The sequence below is a fragment of the Bacillus sp. DJP31 genome (assembly GCF_049310945.1).
In the GTDB taxonomy this organism is placed as follows: domain Bacteria; phylum Bacillota; class Bacilli; order Bacillales; family SA4; genus Bacillus_BS.
This window is the reverse complement of sequence record NZ_JBMERO010000018.1, coordinates 48,132-71,079: the sequence shown is the minus strand read 5'-3', so window position 1 is coordinate 71,079 and position 22,948 is coordinate 48,132. Positions and strand designations below refer to the sequence as shown.

Below are 22,948 nucleotides of genomic sequence, written 5' to 3'. Positions count from 1 at the left end.
GAAGGTGTCCTTTTTGGTATACTTTTTTTGGATTTTATTGGAATCAACACGCATGATAAAATATTTATTAATAAGGGTATAATTAAAGAAGAAGATGAATCACATGGTTTTAGCTGCTTTGAACCTGTCCCCGGGTCACTTGATCCTGAAGATCGTCAGCTCCAAGTTGGTCATCAAAAACATTTTTCTATTGACTAGGTAACATATATTAACGAACTTTATAACTTTTACCGTAAACATAGGAATACATTAAACCATTGGGATAAGAGTGGAATCACAAGGGTTCTCAAAACTATGGAAGAAGCAAGGGCTTTAATAATTAGTAATCTAGAATTACTTGATAAGTATTATACTGTATTTTAGGAGGTCTATTAATGAAGAATGTCGTGATCGAAATTTTGAATGACTCTTCTTATTTTGCTCTTCTAACCGCATTAAGTTCAGATAGTCCTATATACACAATTAAGAAATTCGAAGTTGAAAATGTGTTTGAATGTACTGGACGAGTACTTGTGGATAGTATCTTACATTCAGGGAATAATTCTGATCGATTTATTGAGCTAATTTGTGATAATGGGAAAATCAACTTTAATTCTTTTAATTTTGTTCAAATAGAAAGAAAAAATGAGTTAAGAATAAAAGCAAATAATACATTAAGAAAATATCCGGAAGTTATAAATAATTCAATTCTGAATAACAGTCAGAAAAAACTTTTACTTCATGGTATCTCTATTTAAGTCTAAAAGATGAAAAGGGATATGGAAGAAATTGTTAGAACGGAATGAAATATTTGTAAGCTACATTCAGAGCTTTAATATCTTTAATTATGTAAATTTCAAAAAAAGCCGAAAGGCTTTTTTATTTTCATTTCCAAAAGTTTCATTTTTCTCATATTCTATTTCTTCGTAGTTAAAATATAAGGGGTTAATTTGTTTACTCGATTCTTTCTGTTATGGCAACAGGTTTGTCTTCTGCGATTTTGTATTATAAAAAGGGTTTAGTAGATATAAAGAGTGGACTTCTATTTTTTATGGGTAGTGGCCCAGGAGCCATTGTAGGATCTTGGATTAACGGTTACTTAGATACAACTACCTTTTCTTTATATTTTGGACTCTTTATTATTCTCATCTCCACTTTTCTTTTTTTGCAAGGAAGGTTAAAACCAATAAACACTCCTATTAAAGGAATGAAAAAGACATTTGTAGATCATAATGGAGTACGTTACGAGTATGGCTATCAAGCGAGCTTTGCCATTTTGATTTCTTTCATTGTTGGCTTAACTTCTGGCCTCTTCGGGATTGGAGGTGGGGCATTGATGGTGCCTGCTATGTTGGTTTTGTTCCGATTCCCACCACATGTCGCAATCGCAACCTCAATGTTTTTAATTTTTTTATCCTCTATAACGGGTTCACTTACTCATTTCTACCTTGGAAATATCGAGTGGTTATATGCGGCAACTCTAATCCCAGGTGCATGGATAGGTGCTAAAGCTGGCTCATACATCAGTACAAAAACAAAGCCGACAATCATCATTTTACTAGTAAGGTTTTTCTTATTAATTGTAGGGGCTAAGCTTATTTATGAAGGTATTGGCTAACGAAAGCTGAGGTGTAAAATAATGAAAGAGCACATACATCTATATCACATTAATGATTTGCATAGTCATTTTAAAAATTGGCCAAAGGTTGTAAATTTTATAAATGAAAAGAGACAATTACATCAAAAAAATGGTGAAGAGATGCTAGTCTTTGACATTGGAGATCACGTGGATCGCTTTCATCCCATTAGTGAAGCAACCCTTGGAAAGGCAAACATCCGTTTAATGAATCAGCTTGGTTATGATTATGTCACAATCGGTAATAACGAGGGAATTACCTTATCGAAGGGACAACTTGATGATCTTTACATAGAAGCTAATTTTAATGTGGTAGTAGCCAACCTGTTTGAGAAAAATGGGGCAAGACCAAACTGGGCAAAACCTTATGCCATTCACGAAACGGGAAGTGGAACGAAACTTGGGATTATTGGTTTGACAGTTCCCTATCAAAAATTTTATGAACTCTTAGATTGGGATGTAAAAGATCCATTTGATCTTTTACCTGCACTTGTTAAGGAAATAAAAGACCTTGGAGTCCATTTTGTTGTTGTTCTTTCACATTTAGGTATTACTGAGGATGAACGGTTGGCAAGAGAAATAGACGAAGTCAGCCTTATTCTGGGTGCCCACACCCACCATTTGTTGCAGGATGGGCTGAAAGTAAACGAGACCATGTTGTGTGGTGCTGGTAAATTCGGGATGAATGTTGGGCATGTTAAATTACTAATTGAACCTGAGGAGAAAAGGGTAACAGACATGATTCCAACTGTATTTTCGATGGAAGACGTGAAGGATTGCGAAGAGACAGCTTCTTCATTGCGGGATGAAATCATACATGCACAGCTTATATTAGATAAAAAAATCACTACAACATCAAAAGAACTTGAAGTAAAGTGGTTTCATTCATCAATCCTTCCTTCCATGCTAGCAGAAGCTATCCGCGAATGGTGCGAAGCAGAAATAGGAATGGTGAATAGCGGTGTCCTCTTAGAGTCCCTTCCAAAAGGTGATATTACAGTGGGTGACTTGCACCGAATTTGTCCACATCCAATTAATCCTTGTAAGGTTGTGTTACGAGGGGCTGAATTGAAGGAGGTTATTCTTCAAGCCGCATCGCCAAGAATGGAGCAGCTTCAAATGAAAGGCTTCGGTTTTCGAGGAGAAGTGCTAGGGAAAATGGAGTATGACGGTGTTGATGTTCATACGATCATCTTAGAGGACGGCTTACCTCATGTTACAGATATCTTTATTCACGGGGAACCGATTGAGTCTGAACGGAACTATATTGTGGCAACCTTAGACATGTTTACGTTTGGCCGTCTGTATCCAGAGATCTCACATGCAAAGGAAAAACAATACTTTCTTCCTGAAATGTTACGAGATTTATTAAAGTGGAAGTTGCTTAGAAACGCATTGTAACTGACACGATTCTTCTTTCCTCTTCATAAATTGAAGTAGGAAAGGGGTGTGAAAGAATGGTAATAATGACACCAATTATGATTGATCAACATCAGTTTACAGCCATTACCGTGAATCTACCTAAAACAAACTTTTTGGCGATCACGACAGAAAAAGGCTATATTATGTGCGGAGCTTTAGACGTAGCCTTACTAAATGAGAAATTGAAGGATCGCAAAATCATTGCAGGAAGAGCAGTTGGAGTCCGGACGATTGAACAACTTCTAGAAGCTCCTCTAGAATCAGTCACGTATGAAGCAGAGAATCTTGGGATTACTGTCGGAACCATAGGAAAAGATGCCCTAATTAAAATGCTTTAATCGTTAATATCAAAAGAAATATTGTTCCAACTACCTGTCAAAGCAGAAATTTGACAGGTTTCGTCAATTTTTTTGAAAAGGCTACTTACACATTATGTACTTTGTACTATACTATTAGTATCTCATACTAGAATAAGGGGAGTACTATGCGGTTAGTAGCTACCGAGTCCATAAGACCTGGAATAAAATTAGATAAAGCAATCTTTAACAATAAAGGTCAAGTACTGATCAATAAAGGCATCCCTTTGACAGACCGAATGATTCGTCGATTAGAAGAATTAGGAATTACCTTTGTTTACATTGATGATGAACATACAAAGGATATTGAAATCAAAAACTCGATCTCTGATAAGACTAGAAAAGAGGCCATTCAATCTATTGAAAAGGCATTTAAGGATTTAAAAGTAGGTCATTCACCAATGGCAAATGCCCTTGCTTTAGAAAAATCAACGAAGCAGTTTTCTCAAATTATCCGTTCTTTACTGATCGAGCTAAAGGGAAATAAAGAGCTGTTAACTCTACTGTCCGATGTTATGATTCATGATCACTACATTTTTGCACACTCTTTTAATGTGACATTATATTCACTAGCAATTGGTATGGAGCTAAAGCTGGTTGACAAACAGCTCGAAGAACTTGGACTTGGTGCATTACTACACGATGTTGGGAAGATGCTAACACCAAAAGAGATATTGTTAAAGCCTGGACGACTAACGTCGGAAGAATATGAAGAGGTAAAAAAGCATGCGATGAACGGATTTGATTTATTACGTAACTTGCCAAATATCCCTCTCATTGCCGCACACTGTGCTTTTCAGCATCACGAACGCTTGGATGGCTCCGGTTACCCAAGAGGAGTAACGAGTAAAGATATACATGTTTTTGGCAAAATACTAGCAGTGGCAGATGTGTTTGATGCGATTACTTCCAATCGTGTTTATCGTCAAGCGATGCTACCACATGAAGGTCTTGAAATTCTATATGCAGGTGCAGGCCAGCAATTTGAAACAGTTATTGTAAAAGCGTTCCGTAAAGCTGTAGCCATCTACCCTATTGGTTTAACTGTTACACTCAGTGATAGAAGCACAGGAATAGTCATCGGACAGAATCAAGGATATTGCGATCGACCCGTGATTCGGATCTTAGAAGTGAATAATCAAAGTGTCGAGCCATATGAGATTGATTTGAAGGACATGCTAGATGTCATGATTACGGGGTGTAGTTTAGCCTCTAAGCAAGAAAAAGTGTAAAGAGCTAATAGTTTGTATTCTATTAGCTCTTTTTCAATAGAATTGCTTCTAAATAAAAGATTAGTGCATCTACTTCACCGTCAATATCCACAACCTCCCTACCACCTAACTGGTGATGAAGGGAGAGTCCGTCCAGAACATTCAATAGAAAGTCTACAATTGTTTTAATAGGTTGCTTAGGATGAAACTCTCCCCTATTCACACCCTCCTGAAGGAAAGTAGCAAATTTGTTTCTCCATGAACTAGTTCGAGTAAGGATATAATAAATTTGTTAAAAAAGGGCATATCAGTATTTCGAGAATAAGTTGGCTTATCCGAGACAACTTCCGCATACATTTCTTGTAAAGGGGGGATCAGCTTTGGGAAAGTTTTATGGAATACGCCCACCGCGTAAAGGACCATTACCTTTTCGTTATGTGTTATTAATCTCATTTGTATTTTTCATGTTTTCAACTGCCTTTGGACTTTGGGTTGTAAACGCGGGGATAGAGCCGACGTTGTTAAAATATGCTGAGTTAGAGATTGAAAGAGTGGCGACTATTGCAATCAATAAAGCCGTTGATCAAAAATTGGTTGAAGGCATAGATGTTGAAAAACTTATTATTATTCATAAAGATAATAACAATGAAATAGCATTGGTAAATCCAGATACCGCTATGGTTAATAAGGTTCAGTCAGAAGTAACAAATTTAGTTCATAAGTATTTAAAGTTAGCAGAAGCAGGTAAATTAGATGAGTTGGAGAACTTATCAGAATCGGAAATTGAGCAAAGAACTAAGTTGTCACCTGGTATTATCAGAGAAGTACCATTAGGTCAAGCAACTGGAATGGCATTATTGGGGAATCTTGGTCCTAAAATTCCTGTTAAGTTTACTACAGTAGGTGAGGGCCAAACGCAAGTTGTTATAGAAACAAAAGATCTAGGTATAAATAATTCACAAATGTATATCTCTATCCATGTCATTGTTAATATTCAGGTTATTATTCCGTTCGCAACAGAAATCACAAAGGTCGAACGAACCATTCCAATTGGAGCACCATTAATTCAAGGGAAAGTTCCGGAATTTTACAATAACGGTGGAGATGGTGCAAGTCCTTCTATTGACATAAGTCCGGATTGATTCTTTCTTTCTTCCGTGGAACTTTTTGTCATATTTAGTTTTAATAAGGAGATAGTAGTAGTAGGTATTCTTTCATAGGAGGGAATTATGCTACAACAATCCGGAGTCCATTGTTTCAATGAATACGACCGATTACAAAAAGTAATCGTATGTAAACCCAAGTTTATGTCATATGGAAATTCACTATATGTGAAAAACGGAGAATCTGTGAAATCGACTATTGAAATAGATAAAGCAATGAGTCAGCACGGAGAATTTGTCAAAAAACTTCGAGAACATCATGTAGACGTGATGTATCTACCTCCAATGGAGCAATACTCTGAAGGAGTTTTTACACGGGACATTGGCTTTGCCTTAGGTAGTGAGATGTATATTGCTAAGATGGCTCATCCTCCAAGGATAGGAGAGGAGGAGGGTTTAATTCATGCTCTTAATGAAGCAGCTATCACCCATCACGACCTGATGAAGGATCACATCGAAGGTGGAGACGTTATGGTCGATGGTAAGACCCTATATGTTGGGGTGAGTAATCGTACGCATGATGGCGCGATCCTCCATCTGAAGTCCCTTCTACCTGAATATGAAGTCATACCACTACCTTTTAGTGATCAGTTTTTACATTTGGACGTGATTTTTAATATCCTCTCTCCAACAGAAGCCCTAATTTATCCGGGGGAGCTAAGTGAGGAAAAAGAGGCATTACTCTCAAAAAGGTATGAATTGATCGAGGTTTCCGAAACGGAACAGGCTACATTAGGAACCAATATCCTTTCTATTGGAGATAAGAAGGTATTTAGTTTACCAATGAATGAAGGAGTGAATAAGCAACTCCAAAACCGAGGGTATGAAGTGATTGAAGTCGATTTTTCTGAAATAATCAAATCCGGTGGAGCATTTCGTTGTTGTAGCTTACCTCTTTATAGGGGATGAAAATTATTTAATATCAGCTTAGGACAACTGACCAGGGTTTGTCCTTTTTTTTATCTGAGGGATAAACCTTCCTCCGTTTTTCTTCGTTCCTTTTCATTATTTAGGAGATATATTTAAACAAATTATAAGATACATAAATTAAAAGGTAATTTATATTGCTCTTTAGAGTAAAATGGAGTATCGTATTATTCATAGGGAGAGTGATTGTATTGTCGGAAAATTTACATTTGAATGTAGCCTTACTGAAACGAAATGTTCCTAATTTAACGACTGCTGCTCGTGCTGTTGGACTTCGCTCAGCAACTGTTTCTAATTTATGTACAGGTAAAATTCCAGTTGGACGGGCCGAGGTTAAAACATTGGTGGCATTGGCTGACTTAGCAAAATGCACTCTTGATGAATTAATCATTCGAAGTGATGTTTTTCATAAAATTGAAACGGGTATTAAAGTATTTGATCTGTTTGCTCCATTAGTTCAAGGTGGGACAACTGGGCTTGTTGCAAGAACGAATATGGGTCAATTGGTGGTTGTAGCGGAAGTTTTTAATCGCTTAAGCAAACGAGGTTATCAAACTGTTTTTTTACAAACCATTTCAGACTACCCAAATATTGAGGATATCAGAAGTACAGCAGATCACGTTTTCAGAAATATAGAGGACTTAATTGAATGGCTGAGAATCATCGATGATAAAGAAAAAGTAGTGCTAGCAACAGACCGTTCAGTTGTCCTATCAGGTGATTTATACACACTACGAGATCGAATGAAGGAGGCAGAATTTCCTCCGCTCACAACACTTTTATTTGATCCAAGTGGTGAAGTAGTAGATGAAGAGGATCCATACGGACCATTAGATACCCTATGGCAATTTGACATGGATTTAGTGGCTAGAAAGATCTATCCGTCGGTGAATCCTGTTCTTTCGACTTCAATTATACTAGAAGATGCTTTAGTAGATTCAAACCATCTAACAGTTCAAAGAAGAGCTAAAAAGTATCTTAGAAGATATCGTGAAGTCCGCACACTCGTCAATGAAATTGGTCTTAATCGAATCCATAAGGACGATGTTCAGCATTTTCACAGAGGAGAACGGTTAGAAGCTTTCCTATCACAACCATTTTTTGTAGCAGAGGAATACACGGGTATTAAAGGAGAATCAGTGATACTGCAAGATATACTGACAGGTATTCAGTCCATCCTGGATGGTGGAGCTGACGATATTGATGTGAATGAATTGAAATATGTTGGTAAGTTCATTAAAAAGTAATGTACAAACAAAAAAGCAGACATCATGTAGTCTGCTTTTTTGTGTTTGAATCCTCACGACTTGCTTCTACTCCGTCCTCAACAAGAATATGAAGCTCGTTCCAAAAATACTTATCCTCTGAAATGGATTCACAAATAGTACGTTCAGCTTTATCAATTTTCTCATCATTTTTCATAGGAACCCCCCTGTATTTTACATTACATATCACTATCTTGCTTTATAAGTGATGGATCTATTCTTTGAACTAAGGCTTCTCCCTGTTGAATGAAGCCTGAAAAAACCATAATTTTCCGAAACCTTTTACGATATCAACCGTATATATACTCAAATCATAATGAAGGATGTGCCACAATGAAAGTTTTAATTGTACTAGGTACTGTCATTGTAGAAGCCGTATTAATTTACGTTATTTCCCTTTTGCTAGGATGGAACCCAATTGACATGGCATTATTAGGAGGTCTTGCCCTATTCGGTTTAGTTTGGATGTTACAGATGAACTCTGTACAACAAGGAAATCATGAAACGGGATACATAAAAGGAACGACTGGAATAGACGCAGGTGGTGAAATCAAGGTTTTCAGATTCAAACTAAATCCAATCATACTAGGAATGATTCTGTTTATTGTGATAAGTGCAGTGGCAACATTTATCTATTATAAGGATTACTTTATCGGGTAATTTAAAATAGTGATTCTTCCTTATACTCAGAATCACATTCTCCAAACCGATTGTTTTTAAAAAGTTCAAATAAGTGTCTATTTGGAAGTGTTTTAAGAAAGGCTGTTTTAGTAAACTATGTTGCTGGTTAGAAGAGTGGTTGATTTCCACTAAAGGATGCACCATTCCCCGGGGTGGGCGGTGAGCCTCCTCGGCGTAAACGCCTTTGGGGTCTCACCTGTCCCACGCATCCCGCGGGTGCCCTAGCACATCCGTTCCAATCAACATATGCTCCCTAAAATAGCTCATTTTTAGATAGTAGTTACTTTTTCAGTGGCCTCAGAACATCCTTTCGTTTCCTTACTTTCTTTTTCGTTCTTGTTGTGCCCAAACTCTCAAGTGAGGGAATGGATCAAAGGCCCACTCTGTAATGCCGTTGTCCTTGTACATGCCGTAATGCAGGTGGGGAGGGAATTTACCAGCTGTTCCTGGAGGTCCATAACCTGAGCTTCCTACTGACCCAATGATCATGCCCGGTTCTACAATTTGCCCCTCCTGTAAATCCTTCGCAAACCCATTCAAGTGTGCAAAATAATGATACGTATTGTTTAAATCTCTGATTCCAACACGCCAACCCCCAAATTTATTCCAGCCCTTTGTTTCAACTACACCATAAGATGTAGATCGAACAGGCACACCGTATCCTGCGAAAATATCAGTTCCCTCATGAATTCTTCGACCACCCCAACCTCGGCGATCCCCCCATGTATTCTTATAGCTATGATTACTTCGAAGTGGCACTGGGAAAGCATGCTTATCCAAATCTAAAGTTCCATAATGCTTAAACACCTTCATATGCCCCATAATAATATCGACCGTTTTATCCCGTTGGTAGTATTCCCAAAGAGCAATCTTGAGATTGTCGTGGTCTGCTCCATAGAGTTCAATGAAATGAGCAATCGTATAAAGAGCATCCTCGTCATCTGAACGACTAGCTATTCCATCGCCATTACCATCGAGCCCCACGCCGCCAAAAGTGGCTATCGTAACAGGGTTAGCATCATCAGCAGTAGGGTTGAGTGCACCACTCCATACGTCAGGCTGAAAAAAAATACCGATTGCTCCTTCTGGTTTAGGCAGATCTTTTCTCGAATATCGCAAATTACGTTCATATTGATCAACAGCAGCTAAGTAATACCAAGGGATTTGAGTCACAGTCTCCATCTTTGTATATAAGTCCATTCGTTTTTCATAGAGCTTCGCCTGTTCAGTTGGATTGGCATTAGCAAGTGATGGGGATATGATTGACAAGAGAAGTAGCATTACTAAACATCTTTTCACTAGTTATACTCCTTTCTTTCATGCTCGAAAAAGAATTTGATACATGGTAAACAAATTCGAACATAGGCTATTTTTTCATATCGTTAGTTTGCAGAAGAATGGCTCAAAACATAATTGCGAATTTTTGGTAATACTTTCGAGGTTAAAAACCAGTGTATTTTTAGATAACTATGTTGGCTTATATTTTTCCTATATGGTAAAGTTAGTACATGCAAAAAGTAAACTAGAGTACTACATACAGGAGTGATTGGTTTGGCCAAGAATGAGGAATACGTTCGAAAGCCTGAGTGGTTAAAGATTAAACTTAATACGAATGACAATTATACAGGCCTAAAAAAAATGATGCGCGAAAAAAACCTTCATACTGTGTGTGAAGAGGCAAAATGTCCGAATATCCATGAATGCTGGGCAGTAAGAAAAACAGCAACATTCATGATACTAGGTGATATCTGCACTCGGGCTTGTCGTTTTTGTGCGGTGAAGACAGGTCTTCCCAATGAATTAGACTTGTTAGAGCCAGAGCGCGTAGCAGACAGTGTCCAGTTAATGGGGCTTAAGCATGCTGTGATTACAGCAGTTGCCAGAGATGATTTGAAGGATGGTGGATCAGCGGTTTTTGCTGAAACTGTGCGTGCCATTAGAAGAAAAAATCCTTTTACAACCATTGAGGTTTTACCTTCTGATATGAATGGTGTGTATGAGAATTTAAAAACATTGATGGATGCTCGTCCTGATATTTTAAATCACAATATTGAGACAGTCCGAAGATTATCTGACAGGGTTCGAGCAAGAGCAAAGTACGATCGTTCATTGGAGTTTTTACGTAGGGCGAAGGAAATGCAACCTGATATCCCAACGAAATCAAGCATCATGATTGGTCTTGGTGAGACGAAGGAAGATCTAATTGAAGCAATGGATGACCTACGTGACAATCATGTAGATATTCTAACAATTGGACAATACTTACAACCATCCAAAAAACATCTGAATGTAGAGAAATATTACCATCCGGATGAATTTCTTGAATTAAAGAAAATCGCCTTAGGTAAAGGGTTCAGCCACTGTGAATCTGGTCCTTTAGTCAGATCTTCTTATCATGCAGACGAACAAGTAAATGCAGCAAGACAACAAGCTTAAAAAAGGTCCAACTCAATTTCTGAGTTGAACCTTTTTTTCTTACACTAGTTCCAGCGCAGGAGTCCACCTGTGGTCAAATATTCTAAGGCCAATCAATAGCATTTTGGGCTGAACAAAGCCGCATCTCATTTTCACTTATAAACGGTTGTTTCGATAGGATCTATCGTTAGTGTCTGTATTGTTACTGTCTGTTTCGTTATTCTCGTCGTTCTTGTTGTTCATGTTTTTTGTATCTGTTTTAGTACCGCCCTTATTCATATCCTCATCGCCAACGCCTTCATTGATCTCATTCAACATTTCACCATTTGCATTTTCTCCATCACTAAGTTTTCTACCTTGTGGTGAATGTAGCATTTCTTTAACAGTCGTATCTAAAATACGATCAATGTCGCGACTATTAGCATCCAAACGACCGTATTTTTGAATTTCATCAATCATTAATGGATCATCAGAAACGTAGACATGGTAATATCTAGGCACAATAGAAATCGCAGTCTTCTTTACTTGATCAGCTGTTTCAAAGCGATTTTCAGAATCGGTTTCATAAGCAATTAGTACTTCCTCATCTGTAACGAGTGTACCCACATCATTTACATCGGGCAGGATAATCGCCATTTTAGTAATCATGTCCGCCACTTTTTCACGGTCAACATTAGGCATTTCGGAGTTTGCCTTATACTTATCTCGGTCATTTGGAATGGGGCTCTTCTGGTGACGAACAAATCCATAGTCCGTCCCGATATCATTATCCCCACCATTATCACCTTTGCTGTTATACATTTCATTTTTATCAGACACATGAACCGCATTCCCAGATTCTTTGTAAAATTCCTTATCCTCAGAAAAAGCTTCATATTGACAAGCAGTTAACAGTGATAATGATGAAATACCAACTAAAAGTAATGATTTTTTCAACATAGTCACCCCCTTATTTAGTAGCTTAGCCTATTTTGAATTTTTTCTTCTTAGAAATTGTTGGTGAAGTCTAATTCAATTAGCTTTTTTTACAATTGTTTTATGGTAAAATAGAGAAAATAAGAGGTGAGAGCATGATTCAAATCAATCATTTAAGTTATGAAGTCATTGAAAATTACCGAGAGAGTTTTGATGAAGAGGCTTTCCGTAATAGATATAGTGAAATTTTAAATAAGTACGATTATATCGTTGGGGATTGGGGCTATAATCAGCTTCGGTTAAAAGGATTTTTTGAGGATCAAAATCAAAAAGCTACATATGATACGAAGATTAGTACGTTAAAAGAGTATTTATATGAGTACTGCAATTTTGGTTGTGCTTATTTTGTTTTGCGGAAGATAAAAAAGTAAGAGAGGTCCCACTCCCTTATTTCCAAAATGAAAAAAATCCAAACTGAAAAGCGAGCTTTTCATTTGGATTTTTTTCATTTTGGGAACCACACTACGCGTGGCACCTGAATTACATTCAGGTGGGTAGTGGGAGAAGCATAATCGGGGAAAGGCAGCCTCTGTTCCAAAAACCTTGATCAATACCTAAACCCAAACGCAAACCCAAACGCAAACGCAAACTCAAACGCAAACTCAAACGCAAACTCAAACTCAAACCTAACCCTAAACCTAAAATTAAAGAGATAAAAACATAAAAATAGAAATCGGGATACCCGATTTCTATTTTTCATGACTAAAGCTTGATGTTGTGTTAGGGGGTTCTTCGTTTACGTCTGGGTCATCATGGTTTGGGTGAGCACCTGGGTATTGTCTTGGTATATCTTGGTGTAGGTTTTTGAACTCATAGTTGAATGCACTATAGGTTCGTTGTCCCTTTTTCCAAGGGGTATGCTTGTTTTGTACGGGCTCATTAGCTCCAATTGGGCAGCCGTAGGGTCCTTCTGGCATGTGGTTTGGTACGATGTAGTTTCGCATTGCTTCTACATTTGAGAAATCGGTATAGGTTTCTTTCTGTTTATCCTCGTTTACCATTGATATCACCTCTTTTTAGGTTTATCATGATATTTTCCCCTTAGGACATAACTTTATTAAACAAACTCATATAAAAATGAACGAAGCTCTTGAGCATCTTCTTCGTTTAAATTATATACTTCCTCTAAATAGCCAGGCTCTTCAAGATCATCCTCACCAATAATTGCAAATCGGCCACCTTGAATATCCAAAACTAAATGCTTCCCGTAATAACGATCAGACATCATAATAGCTAAATCATATCGTTTGTTATCACCCATAAAGCTAACGAATCTTGTTTTCGTCTGAACTGTATCATCATATAAGTACATACGCTCTGCCATAAGAAAAGCCTCCTCAAATTTCATATAGATACTATCTTATCACTTTTTACGATTTTTTTGTAAAAGTCGTAAAGTTTTTAGGAAAGAAACGAGAAATTTGTCATAATGTGATAAAATAGAACAAAAGGTGCGAGCACCTCGTTAAGCTTCTGTATATCTCGAAAGACTGGGTGCTGGAGCTGGAATAGAAAATTGTTTAAACTTTGCGAATATAAAGAAATTACATTATAAACAAAACAGCATGAGTTCTGATAAGTACCAGCTGAAAAGGGGAACTAAATATGTCCAAGAGGCCTTGGCAAATTTATAATCAAGCAATTAAAAAGTGGAGCAAGATCATATTACCTACTAAGCTCCTTCGATTTTATCCGCCTTCCTTTGTTCTTCGAAATCCTATAATCGAAGGTGTAGATACATGCTTTAAGCAAGGCCACCAAGCAGCTGTCATTGTTTTTAATCATTCTAACTTAGATGAGCTAACTCAATCATTTGAGATTAATGATATGAGGCAATATGAACAGGATATGAAAGAGGCATTTACAAAATCCATACAGCATGTATTTCCGGATACAAGCATCATTTCATTACATAAGCATTCTAATAACGGACATGCCTTAATCATTAAAGTTCAACATGAAAAAGAGAGCTTTTTTGAAATTGAAAAGCTAATCAATGAGATCACTGGAATGGTTGCGGCTATTCTTTCAAAACGGTATATTGAGGTCTCATTTACCTTTGACACGGGATACATGTTCATTGAAATAAATCAATACTCCACTGAAGAGGCGATTTCAAGATCTTATCAACAAGCGAATGCGATGACCGAAAGAAAGACGCACTCAAAGTATAATGACCTGTTATTTGAGATGAACCGAGTCATTCATCATAAAGATATCCAGCTACTCGCACAACCTATTATTGATGTCGCAACTAAACAAATTAAAGCATGGGAGATTTTGTCAAGAGGTCCTAAAGGTACTTCAATGGAAAATCCACTTCAGCTTTTTTCTGTAGCACGGCAAACGAACCTTTTATTTGAATTAGAGGTAATTGTTCTCGAAAAAGCCTTCGATCAAATTGTGAAAACAGGTTGTCTTCAGCTAATATTTATTAATTTTACTCCAATAACATTAGGGAATCCCGAATTTATTAAGGCAGTTAGACGAATGTTAACAAAGTATAGCCAGGTTGATGCTTACAAGGTCATTTTTGAAATTACAGAAAGAGACTCGATCGACGGATTTAAGCATTTCGTTGATAATATCAAAGCTTTACGGATGATGGGATTCCGTATAGCGGTTGATGATACCGGTGCCGGATATTCAAGTCTACATACTATTAGTGAGGTCCTCCCTGATATTATTAAGATTGATCGATCTGTTATTCAAGATATTGATACGAATAAGGTCAAGGAATCGATGCTAAAAGGGCTTCTATTAATAGCTAAAGAAACAGGCTCGATCGTGGTAGCAGAGGGTATTGAAAAAGAAGCAGAGGCATCCGTTCTTTCCAGGAACAATGTCGATTTAGCTCAAGGGTATTTCTATGCAAGACCGGATATCCTACCAAACACAGTACACCCCCTATAAAGTGAGGTTAAGTGTCCATGTATTTTGTAGACCGTGAAAAAATTGAAAGTATTTTAGTGTATTTAGAGTCATTAATCACTTTATTACAAGAAAACAAAGGATGGAAGCAACCCATACTAAAGCTTGCCTTAGAACGTATTGGGCATTTAATCATTGAGTCCATTCTAGATGTAGGAAATTCAATGATTGACGGATTTATTATGAGAGACCCAGGAAGCTACGAGGATATTATTGATATTTTAGAGGATGAAAAGGTAATACGTAAGGATCAAGCCGATTCATTAAAAAAGGTTATTTCTTTTAGAAAATTACTGGTTCAAGAGTATATTTCTGTTAACCACGACAATCTGGCAAAAACGTTCTTAGAGGAATTGGACTCGATTAAATCATTTCCAAACGATGTCAGAACCTATTTGCAAAATGAGCTTGGACCTGTGAGTGCATTTAAAAGCTGATCGCTTCTAGTTGAAGCGATTTTTCTTTCTGTATAAATTTGGAGGAGGCATAAAAATTAATGAAACAATATGAAGGATATTTAATTGACCTAGATGGGACGATGTATAGAGGGAAGGAACGAATTTTAGAAGCGTGTCATTTTGTCCGAGCTTTACATGATAAAGGGATTCCTTATTTATTTGTGACGAATAATTCAACTAAGACACCTGAACAAGTCGCACAGCATCTAAAAGAATTCGAAATTCCAGCAGATATTCATCAAGTTTTCACGACGAGTCAAGCCACAGCGAGCTTTATTTATGAGAAGAAAGCTGATGCTTCTGTCTATATAATTGGGGAGGAAGGCCTTCGTCAAGCGATGATTGAAAAGGGATTTACAATTAAGGAAGAAGAACCTGACTTTGTCATTGTGGGTCTTGATCGCAGTATAAATTATGAAAAGCTTGCCATTGCATGTTTAGCAGTTAGAGCGGGAGCCACATTTATTTCAACAAATGGTGATATTGCCCTTCCAACAGAACGTGGCTTTTTACCAGGCAATGGCTCTATTACATCAGTTGTAGCCGTTTCAACAGAGGTAGCCCCAATCTTCATCGGAAAACCGGAGAGTATTATAATGGAGCAAGCTCTAAAGGCAATTGGGACCGATCCCAAAAAGACGTTAATGATCGGTGACAATTATCATACAGATATCCTTGCAGGAATCAGAGCAGGGGTAGATACGTTACTTGTACACACAGGAGTAACGACAAAAGAGCATCTTAGTAAAGAAGAAATTCAGCCTACATATGTGATTCATTCTCTTGAGGAATGGATGGAGAAGATATAAAGGTAAACAAAACGCTTGATTTAGCTCAAGCGTTTTGTTATATCACTACTGATTCTCTTCTTCCTTCGCAGCGGCACTGTGGGCCAACCGACTAGAGGCAGCCGCAGCAATGGCCCCGACGATATCATCTAAGAAAGTATGGCACTTCCCTGTTGACTTATCATTGAGCAGTCCTAGAATACCAGGTTTAAGTTTGTCGATATAACCAAAATTAGTAAAACCGATAGAACCGTAAACGTTTACGATCGACAATGCGATTATTTCGTCAATTCCATATAGCCCTTCATCAATTTCAATGGAGTGCTGTAGAGGCTCCTCAAGTTGTTTTTTCTCAGCTAAAACGTCTAGCTGAATTCCAGTAAGAATTGCATTTTGGACTTCACGTTTAGACAACACCTTTTCAACGTTATGGATGCAAGTTTCCTTTGTTAGGTCTGGATGATACTTCACTTGTAAAAAATAAACAAGATCTGCGATATCTTCAACAGTAACACCACGTTCAATTAACCACTTTCTCGCTGCCTTTTCTAGCTTGGATAATTTGGAATTTTCCATAGGACCTACCTTTCTATAACAGTATGACTTCTTACTCATAGTTTCCGTTGACTATTAATTTATTCTTAAAAAGCACACTTTTATTACAAGTTTTCTCCTTAGATAACATATAAATGTCCTAAAAGGGGGAAACGGAATATGAAGGAGCATTTACAAACTTTATTTAACTTAAAGGCAGAACCGAATGGAACATTTCGTTCGTATGAAAAATACAAGTCACGTAATGTTACATATTTGGTTGTTCCTGTTTCTCATTTAGATACAGATGAAGTAGAAGAAATGACGCAATTGGGTGAGTTTTACCTCCAAAAAGGCGATCATCATGTGGCAAGCATTGTCAAAAACAAAAGAGGGGAGATCATTAATAAAGCAGATGATTTATTATTTGTGCTTTTAAAATGTCCATATGAAACAAATATAATGGTGAGACAACAATCGCTCGGAGTAGAGCTTGCAAAATTCCACAAGAGAGGAAAACGAATGTCGTTTCCACTTCAGCATTTAGTTAGAATTGGGCAATGGAAATCTCTGTGGGAGAAGCGATTGGATCAGATGGAACAATTTTGGCTAATGAAAGTTAGGAATCACCCAAGTGAAACCTTTGAAAGACTTTTTGTTGAGTCCTTTCCATATTATGTAGGGTTAACAGAGAATGCTATACAATACTTAGTTGATACTGAAATGGATGACCAGCCCGGGGAAATTGATGCTGGAACAGTCTGTCACCACCGCTTCAATCCGGAATGCTGGCAGTTTGAGCAATTTATCAAGCTACCGACAGACTGGGTGTATGACCATCCTAGCCGTGACTTAGTTGAATGGGTGAGATCCTCCTATTGGGGTCAGCAGCGTTCAGGTGAATCCTATCTTCAGCTGGTGAACGAGTATGAAACCATTAGTCCTCTTTCCACGTTTTCATGGAGACTGTTCTATTCGAGGTTACAGTTTCCCGTGCATTATTTTGAATGTATTGAAGCCTATTATAAAACAAACGATGAAGAACAAAAAATGATAAGGCAAGACGAGCTTCAGCAGATGCTTAAACGATCTAGTGATTTTGAAAAGCTACTTCGAGAGGTGCATTTTATTATAGGTTATCGAACAAAAAGAACAAACATCCCTAAAATAAATTGGCTTGGCTAAACTTCATTGTAAAAAAAGCGCTCCCTAGTAATAGAGAGCGCTACAATAATTAGTATTAAAAAACTTGTTCTACCTCAATGACACCAGGAATTTCTTCTAAAAGTGCGCGTTCAATTCCTGCTTTTAGCGTAATCGTTGAGCTTGGGCAGCTACCACAAGCACCTAATAAACGTAATTTAACAATACCGTCTTCAATATCTACTAATTCAACATCTCCACCGTCACGAAGTAGGAATGGACGAAGCTTATCTAATACCTCTAATACTTGCTCTTGCATTTCCATTTTTATCGACTCCCTTCCATACTTCTATTATAATGACTTTTACATAAAAAATCTATTTTTCCGTATTGGAAACTTAAGTTAAGGCATTTTCTGTTAGTTTCGTTTAAAATAGGGAGGAAGGGAAGTGCAAAAATGACATTTCAACAAGTTGAGGTTTGTGTATACGGGGCAGCTGTCTTATGTCCTAGCTGTGTGAACATGCCTTCTTCAAAAGAAACATATGAATGGCTTGAAGCAGCCATTAGTAGAAAGTTTCCGAGTCAAGCTTTTTCAATTGTTTATGTAGATATATTTGAGCCTCCACAGGACGAAGATAAGTCTGAATTCGCTCAAAGAGTCATTGAGGAGGATATGTTTTATCCAGTGGTTGTCATAAAAGGTGAGATCGTTGGAGAAGGGAACCCAAGACTGAAAACAATTTATGCTGAATTAGAAAAGTATGGCTATAAAGAATAAAATCCTTTAGACATGAGTCTAAAGGATTTTTTATATTTCATCCTTTATGGTGTTTGTACATCCATAAAATACCTGATTTTAAGAGTCTTGGTACTCTGCCCATCAACGGGCGATCATTTAAAAGTCCAAAGCCCTGTTTTTTCCCAAGAGAACCAAGAACACCCTTAAGCTTAATTGGTGGGAACTCAGCAGGAGGCTCAACGCCTGCCCAACGCTTTTGTAATACTTGAACAATCTGTTCCGCTTGTCCTTCAGCGAGCTGTGCGCTAGGTGCATGAGGTAAGCTTGCACAGTCGCCCACGACGTAAACATGCTCATCAATGGGTAAGTTATGATGATTCGTAATAATTACTCTGCCTTGTGGGTCCTTCTCCACTTCTAGCTCTCGTACAATTTTGTTTGGTTGGATTCCTGCTGTCCAAACAATAACATCACAATGGATAGCTTCATCGTGATTGTAAACTGTTTTCTCATCAAGCTTCGTAATGTTAGCGCGGTTAATAACTTCAATTTTATGGGAATTAAACCAATTTTCAACATAATTACTTAAACGCTCTGGGAACATGGAAAGAATGTGATCTCCTCTATCAAAGAGCTTGATTTGAAGATCTGGACGACTTTCGATTAGCTCACTAGCAAGCTCGACACCGCTGAGTCCCCCTCCCACAATTCCAACAACACAATTCGCACCCAAATTATTTAATGCTTGGTAAGAATGTCTAGATCGATCAATTGTTTGAATGCTATAGGTAAACGCCTCTGCACCTGGAACATTGTGATATTTATCTTCGCAACCTAGTCCAATAATCAAGTCATCATACTGCACTGTGTCTTGATTAAGGTAGATCATTTTGTTGTCAATATCAATTTTCGATACTTCACCGTACTTAATAGAAAGCCTCGGGTGCTCAGGGAATGTCACTCTGATATGGTGATCTGAGATCGTTCCAGCTGCAAGTGCGTAATATTCGGTTTTTAAACAATGATAAGGATTTCGGTCAATTAATGTAATTTGTACATCGTCGGGCAGTTGGTTAGGTAACAAACGAAGCAATACTCGCATGTTTCCATAGCCGCCTCCAAGTAACACTAGATGTTTCATGTTTTATCTCCTTTTATGGGGCAGTCTCTCTAAAATTACTTGTTAATAAAAGAATAAGCATCTCTATATAAAATAATACTTAATAACTGTTTTGAATAAGAAAATACCATTGAAAAGTATAACGAAAATCATGAGGAATCACAATATGTTTGTGAAAATAGAGAATTATTTTATTTCGGGGGAGCTCCGGATGAGCGGGATGTTTGGAAGAACTTTTGATTTGCTAAAGTAGGATGTCTAGTTTTTTTAAAGTCGCCCTCCCTTCTTCTGGTTTTAACCTTTAGTGTTCGTAGGGAATTGTTTTCTTTATCAATGTCATTGTGCATTTAAAAATAAATACTAAAAGTGGTACCATGTAGTAATAGAAAGTGGGTTTTTCCTGATGGTTAGTTGTTTTGAAAGTGAAAGAGTAACTTTGCGTGAATTTGTGGAAATTGATTGGATAGATGTTCATTCATATGCTTCACAAGAAGTAGTGTGTCAATACCAACCATGGGGACCGAATTCTGAGGAAGAATCTGAAGCTTTTGTGAGACAAGTTATAGAAGAGGCTAAGAGAGTTTCTAGGAGTCGATTTGTTTTTGCGGTTACTGTTAAGGAAACTGGGAAGATGATTGGAGCAGGTGAGTTAAATATACGGGATGTAAGCAATAAGGCAGGAGAAATTGGGTATATTTTAAATCGAGATTATTGGGGAAAGGGATATGCAACAGAAGTAGCCAAGCTGCTAATAGAATTCGGTTTTAAAGTGTTAGATTTGCATCGTATTTATGCAACATGTGATCCAAGAAATGTTAAATCGACGAAGGTCTTGGAGAAGGTTGGAATGACTTGGGAAGGTAGAATGCGTGAAGATTTATTACTAAAGGACGGATGGCGTGATTCTCTTTTATACAGTATTTTGATAAATGAATGGGATGAACAGTAAATCAAGGGTTGTTTTACTGTCGAAGTGACGGTGAAGATGGTACTTTCATAAAGAGCATCCCTGAAAAAATGCTACGAAACAATTGACGAATAAATAAAAAAAGGGTAGCCTTTAAACGTAGAGGTGAATAGGATGAAACCGATAATTGAGTTTTGTATAAGTAATCTAGCAAGTGGTGCTCAAAAGGCGAGGGAAGTACTTGAACGTGATCCGAATTTTGACATCGTTGAATATGGATGCCTTGGGTATTGTGGAAAATGTTTTGACACCCTCTATGCTTTAGTGAATGGGGATGTTGTCATAGGCAATGATCCAGAAGAATTAGTGAAAAATATCTATCAATACATCGATGAAAACCCGATGTTTTAATAAGAAAATGCCTTCTATAAATATAATAGAGGGCATTTTTTAACTCGATTTCAGATTGAGTTTTTGGCTTTCTCGGATTTCTTTCCATGCTTCACGGGCAAGTTCAATCATTCTTTTTTCGAGTGTTTCTTCTCTATGTTGAATGACTCTAGATAAATAAAGAATGGCTTGCTTCTCATCGTTTAGTCTTCTGTAAAGGTCCCCAATTAAATATAATAACTTCACTTGGCTCATGTCAGTAGACTCATAATCTTCGTTACTATAGGATTGAACATACTCTGACACGGCTAACTTCATAAACCGAACTTCTTGGTCGGTCATGCTTTCTTTTCTCAAAATCCAAACAAGACGCATATATAAACCAGCTAGGACAATGTGTTTTTCCTTTTTAAGTGTGGCACAATAAATGGCAAGTTTATAAGCTTCAATAGCTTCCTTTACTGAACGCTTTTTGCCGTAGTCTTTATTTTTCCACCCCGAACTAAATGCATGTTCAATCGCAACCTTTGAGTTAGGTGGGAAATAGGTGGAAAACTCATCAGACGCTGCGTAGCCGCAGTTAGGACAAACACTCACATAGTATAAAAGGGGGCTATTTTCTTCATCTTCATAATAGGAACAAAAATCCGAATCGGAACGTAATGCTCGAATGTAGCGGTAACGAACTTTTTTTGTTGTATGATTCTGTGAGCAAATCGTACAAACTACGGATCTATCAAAAAGCTTTTCCTGATTTTCCATGTTCATGTCCCCCTATCCCGTCCTTTATGCTTATTATAAATATACTAAAAAATAGAAAAATACTCAACTATATTCCTATAAAGCGATTGAAGTTATTGAGTATATTTTACCATGAAAATAATGACTAACTAATTATTAAAGTGTTTGTTTGTATAACGATCAAAATACTTTTATACTTAATCTAAATAGCTATAAGTAAAAAAAGTATAGTAGGTGAAATAATGGAGATAATTCCCTTTACGAAGATGCATGGATTAGGTAATAATTATATATATGTTAATACATTTAAAACGGAGTTAAGAGAAGAGATACTTGCAGACTTAGCGATTAAAGTAGCTTCTGTTCATACGGGTATTGGATCAGACGGGCTTATCTTGATCTGTCCATCTGACAACGCCTCGGTTAAAATGAGGATATTTAACAGCGATGGTTCCGAAGGAAAGAACTGTGGAAATGGACTTCGTTGTGTGGCGAAGTATGTATTTGAAAGTGGTCTTGTCCAAGAAAGACATTTTCAAATAGAAACACTGTCTGGCCTTGTAGAAGCATCCGTACATGAGCAAAATGAAGTAGTAGATTCTGTAACGATTAATATGGGGAAGCCTTCTTTAAACAGAGAAGCTATACCGATGTTAGGGGATTCAATTGAAACAATCGTAAACGAACCTTTTGTAGTAGAAGGGGTGCCTTATTTTATTACGTCAGTATCAATGGGTAATCCACATTGTATTATGTATGTAGATGATATAAATGAAGCTCCCGTAAATAGTCTGGGACCCGTATTTGAAAAAGATCCTAGGTTTCCAGAAAGCGTGAATGTAGAGTTTGTCCAGGTTGTAAAGGATGACGAACTACATTTTCGAGTATGGGAACGAGGATCAGGTATCACACAGGCCTGTGGGACCGGAGCTTGTGCAGCTGTTGTTGCCTCTGTTCTTAATGGAAAGACAAAAAGAGGAATGAAAACTACCGTGCACCTTGCTGGAGGAGACCTTTACATTACATGGAGCCATGATGGGGACGTATATATGACTGGACCTGCAGAGGTTGTTTGTACAGGTGAATATATTTATCAATAAAAGTCACTTTGTTTGAGACAGAGTAGGAACCTCTGTATACTATATAATAAAAGCTTTAAAGGAG

The 22,948-nt window shown here is 37.4% G+C and carries 30 protein-coding genes; 20 read left to right on the top strand and 10 right to left on the bottom strand.

Annotated elements, in window-relative coordinates:
* The 6 genes from ACOI1C_RS15835 to ACOI1C_RS15810 form a co-directional block, all read left to right on the top strand.
* A partial coding sequence (locus tag ACOI1C_RS15835; RefSeq protein WP_422511506.1) for a hypothetical protein occupies positions 1-198 on the top strand: 198 nt, incomplete at its 5' end.
* Positions 199-374: 176 nt separating this feature from the next.
* A complete protein-coding gene (locus ACOI1C_RS15830) occupies positions 375-737 on the top strand; it encodes a type II toxin-antitoxin system RnlB family antitoxin (RefSeq protein WP_422511505.1) in 363 nt (120 codons plus the stop codon).
* Positions 738-940: 203 nt separating this feature from the next.
* Entirely contained in the window at positions 941-1,597 is a 657-nt protein-coding gene (locus ACOI1C_RS15825) for a sulfite exporter TauE/SafE family protein (RefSeq protein ID WP_422511517.1), read from the top strand.
* A 21-nt stretch (positions 1,598-1,618) separates the two neighbouring features.
* Complete coding sequence (locus ACOI1C_RS15820; RefSeq protein WP_422511503.1) at positions 1,619-3,016, top strand: bifunctional metallophosphatase/5'-nucleotidase; 1,398 nt, start codon at positions 1,619-1,621, stop codon at positions 3,014-3,016.
* A gap of 56 nt (positions 3,017-3,072) precedes the next feature.
* On the top strand, positions 3,073-3,375 hold the full coding sequence (locus tag ACOI1C_RS15815) for a YunC family protein (RefSeq protein WP_422511502.1): 303 nt from the start codon (positions 3,073-3,075) through the stop codon (positions 3,373-3,375).
* A gap of 146 nt (positions 3,376-3,521) precedes the next feature.
* Positions 3,522-4,625, top strand: coding sequence for an HD-GYP domain-containing protein (locus tag ACOI1C_RS15810; RefSeq protein WP_422511501.1), 1,104 nt, complete (start codon positions 3,522-3,524; stop codon positions 4,623-4,625).
* Positions 4,626-4,647: 22 nt separating this feature from the next.
* Here the strand turns inward: ACOI1C_RS15810 and ACOI1C_RS15805 are convergent, their stop codons facing one another.
* Positions 4,648-4,884, bottom strand: coding sequence for a hypothetical protein (locus ACOI1C_RS15805; protein ID WP_422511515.1), 237 nt, complete (start codon positions 4,882-4,884; stop codon positions 4,648-4,650).
* 100 nt (positions 4,885-4,984) lie between these two features.
* Here ACOI1C_RS15805 and yunB point away from each other — a divergent pair, with 100 nt between their 5' ends.
* The 3 genes from yunB to ACOI1C_RS15790 all read left to right on the top strand — a co-directional run bounded on the left by yunB (position 4,985) and on the right by ACOI1C_RS15790 (position 7,941).
* Positions 4,985-5,746 carry a sporulation protein YunB gene (gene yunB / locus ACOI1C_RS15800; protein WP_422511499.1) on the top strand — a complete coding sequence of 254 codons (762 nt, stop codon included), beginning with the start codon at positions 4,985-4,987 and terminating at the stop codon, positions 5,744-5,746.
* Positions 5,747-5,833: 87 nt separating this feature from the next.
* Positions 5,834-6,676, top strand: a complete 843-nt coding sequence (locus ACOI1C_RS15795) for a dimethylarginine dimethylaminohydrolase family protein (RefSeq protein ID WP_422511497.1) — start codon at positions 5,834-5,836, stop codon at positions 6,674-6,676.
* A gap of 200 nt (positions 6,677-6,876) precedes the next feature.
* Positions 6,877-7,941, top strand: coding sequence for a helix-turn-helix domain-containing protein (locus ACOI1C_RS15790; RefSeq protein WP_422511496.1), 1,065 nt, complete (start codon positions 6,877-6,879; stop codon positions 7,939-7,941).
* A 22-nt stretch (positions 7,942-7,963) separates the two neighbouring features.
* Here the strand turns inward: ACOI1C_RS15790 and ACOI1C_RS15785 are convergent, their stop codons facing one another.
* Positions 7,964-8,116 carry a hypothetical protein gene (locus ACOI1C_RS15785; protein ID WP_422511494.1) on the bottom strand — a complete coding sequence of 51 codons (153 nt, stop codon included), beginning with the start codon at positions 8,114-8,116 and terminating at the stop codon, positions 7,964-7,966.
* Between the two features lie 176 nt (positions 8,117-8,292).
* On the opposite strand from ACOI1C_RS15785, the gene ACOI1C_RS15780 reads away from it, so the two are divergent.
* Positions 8,293-8,619: a hypothetical protein gene (locus tag ACOI1C_RS15780; RefSeq protein ID WP_422511493.1), complete on the top strand. Its 327-nt coding sequence runs from the start codon at positions 8,293-8,295 to the stop codon at positions 8,617-8,619.
* 339 nt (positions 8,620-8,958) lie between these two features.
* Here the strand turns inward: ACOI1C_RS15780 and ACOI1C_RS15775 are convergent, their stop codons facing one another.
* Complete coding sequence (locus ACOI1C_RS15775; protein ID WP_422511492.1) at positions 8,959-9,939, bottom strand: M23 family metallopeptidase; 981 nt, start codon at positions 9,937-9,939, stop codon at positions 8,959-8,961.
* 252 nt (positions 9,940-10,191) lie between these two features.
* Here ACOI1C_RS15775 and lipA point away from each other — a divergent pair, with 252 nt between their 5' ends.
* Positions 10,192-11,076, top strand: coding sequence for a lipoyl synthase (gene lipA / locus ACOI1C_RS15770; protein ID WP_422511490.1), 885 nt, complete (start codon positions 10,192-10,194; stop codon positions 11,074-11,076).
* Between the two features lie 135 nt (positions 11,077-11,211).
* Here the strand turns inward: lipA and ACOI1C_RS15765 are convergent, their stop codons facing one another.
* On the bottom strand, positions 11,212-11,994 hold the full coding sequence (locus tag ACOI1C_RS15765; RefSeq protein ID WP_422511488.1) for a YhcN/YlaJ family sporulation lipoprotein: 783 nt from the start codon (positions 11,992-11,994) through the stop codon (positions 11,212-11,214).
* Positions 11,995-12,125: 131 nt separating this feature from the next.
* Here ACOI1C_RS15765 and ACOI1C_RS15760 point away from each other — a divergent pair, with 131 nt between their 5' ends.
* Positions 12,126-12,401, top strand: a complete 276-nt coding sequence (locus ACOI1C_RS15760) for a YutD family protein (protein WP_422511486.1) — start codon at positions 12,126-12,128, stop codon at positions 12,399-12,401.
* A 318-nt stretch (positions 12,402-12,719) separates the two neighbouring features.
* Here the strand turns inward: ACOI1C_RS15760 and ACOI1C_RS15755 are convergent, their stop codons facing one another.
* Positions 12,720-13,031 (bottom strand): cytosolic protein, encoded by a 312-nt coding sequence (locus tag ACOI1C_RS15755; protein ID WP_422511485.1) that lies wholly within the window; start codon positions 13,029-13,031, stop codon positions 12,720-12,722.
* A gap of 56 nt (positions 13,032-13,087) precedes the next feature.
* Positions 13,088-13,354, bottom strand: coding sequence for a DUF3055 domain-containing protein (locus tag ACOI1C_RS15750; protein ID WP_422511483.1), 267 nt, complete (start codon positions 13,352-13,354; stop codon positions 13,088-13,090).
* Between the two features lie 281 nt (positions 13,355-13,635).
* Here ACOI1C_RS15750 and ACOI1C_RS15745 point away from each other — a divergent pair, with 281 nt between their 5' ends.
* From ACOI1C_RS15745 to ACOI1C_RS15735, 3 genes are read left to right on the top strand one after another with little or no spacing between them, the layout of a single operon-like run.
* The gene (locus ACOI1C_RS15745) at positions 13,636-14,943 is read left to right on the top strand and encodes an EAL domain-containing protein (RefSeq protein WP_422511481.1); all 1,308 of its coding nucleotides are present in this window, start codon (positions 13,636-13,638) and stop codon (positions 14,941-14,943) included.
* 17 nt (positions 14,944-14,960) lie between these two features.
* Positions 14,961-15,398: a DUF86 domain-containing protein gene (locus tag ACOI1C_RS15740; protein ID WP_422511479.1), complete on the top strand. Its 438-nt coding sequence runs from the start codon at positions 14,961-14,963 to the stop codon at positions 15,396-15,398.
* A gap of 59 nt (positions 15,399-15,457) precedes the next feature.
* Positions 15,458-16,228, top strand: coding sequence for a TIGR01457 family HAD-type hydrolase (locus ACOI1C_RS15735; RefSeq protein WP_422511477.1), 771 nt, complete (start codon positions 15,458-15,460; stop codon positions 16,226-16,228).
* A 45-nt stretch (positions 16,229-16,273) separates the two neighbouring features.
* Here the strand turns inward: ACOI1C_RS15735 and ACOI1C_RS15730 are convergent, their stop codons facing one another.
* Entirely contained in the window at positions 16,274-16,783 is a 510-nt protein-coding gene (locus ACOI1C_RS15730; protein WP_422511476.1) for a phosphatidylglycerophosphatase A, read from the bottom strand.
* Positions 16,784-16,921: 138 nt separating this feature from the next.
* On the opposite strand from ACOI1C_RS15730, the gene yutH reads away from it, so the two are divergent.
* The gene (gene yutH / locus ACOI1C_RS15725; protein WP_422511475.1) at positions 16,922-17,926 is read left to right on the top strand and encodes a spore coat putative kinase YutH; all 1,005 of its coding nucleotides are present in this window, start codon (positions 16,922-16,924) and stop codon (positions 17,924-17,926) included.
* Positions 17,927-17,981: 55 nt separating this feature from the next.
* On the opposite strand, the gene ACOI1C_RS15720 is transcribed toward yutH, so the two are convergent.
* Positions 17,982-18,209 carry a NifU family protein gene (locus tag ACOI1C_RS15720; protein WP_422511473.1) on the bottom strand — a complete coding sequence of 76 codons (228 nt, stop codon included), beginning with the start codon at positions 18,207-18,209 and terminating at the stop codon, positions 17,982-17,984.
* A 132-nt stretch (positions 18,210-18,341) separates the two neighbouring features.
* Here ACOI1C_RS15720 and ACOI1C_RS15715 point away from each other — a divergent pair, with 132 nt between their 5' ends.
* Positions 18,342-18,665: a YuzD family protein gene (locus tag ACOI1C_RS15715; RefSeq protein WP_422511471.1), complete on the top strand. Its 324-nt coding sequence runs from the start codon at positions 18,342-18,344 to the stop codon at positions 18,663-18,665.
* Positions 18,666-18,702: 37 nt separating this feature from the next.
* Here the strand turns inward: ACOI1C_RS15715 and ACOI1C_RS15710 are convergent, their stop codons facing one another.
* Entirely contained in the window at positions 18,703-19,767 is a 1,065-nt protein-coding gene (locus ACOI1C_RS15710; protein ID WP_422511469.1) for an NAD(P)/FAD-dependent oxidoreductase, read from the bottom strand.
* Positions 19,768-20,149: 382 nt separating this feature from the next.
* On the opposite strand from ACOI1C_RS15710, the gene ACOI1C_RS15705 reads away from it, so the two are divergent.
* Together ACOI1C_RS15705 and ACOI1C_RS15700 are read left to right on the top strand one after the other, a co-directional pair.
* Positions 20,150-20,695 (top strand): GNAT family N-acetyltransferase, encoded by a 546-nt coding sequence (locus ACOI1C_RS15705; RefSeq protein ID WP_422511468.1) that lies wholly within the window; start codon positions 20,150-20,152, stop codon positions 20,693-20,695.
* Positions 20,696-20,827: 132 nt separating this feature from the next.
* On the top strand, positions 20,828-21,064 hold the full coding sequence (locus tag ACOI1C_RS15700; RefSeq protein ID WP_422511467.1) for a YuzB family protein: 237 nt from the start codon (positions 20,828-20,830) through the stop codon (positions 21,062-21,064).
* Positions 21,065-21,103: 39 nt separating this feature from the next.
* On the opposite strand, the gene ACOI1C_RS15695 is transcribed toward ACOI1C_RS15700, so the two are convergent.
* Positions 21,104-21,805, bottom strand: a complete 702-nt coding sequence (locus ACOI1C_RS15695) for a DUF2225 domain-containing protein (protein WP_422511466.1) — start codon at positions 21,803-21,805, stop codon at positions 21,104-21,106.
* Between the two features lie 221 nt (positions 21,806-22,026).
* Here ACOI1C_RS15695 and dapF point away from each other — a divergent pair, with 221 nt between their 5' ends.
* The gene (dapF, locus tag ACOI1C_RS15690) at positions 22,027-22,884 is read left to right on the top strand and encodes a diaminopimelate epimerase (protein WP_422511464.1); all 858 of its coding nucleotides are present in this window, start codon (positions 22,027-22,029) and stop codon (positions 22,882-22,884) included.
* Positions 22,885-22,948: the final 64 nt, after the last annotated feature.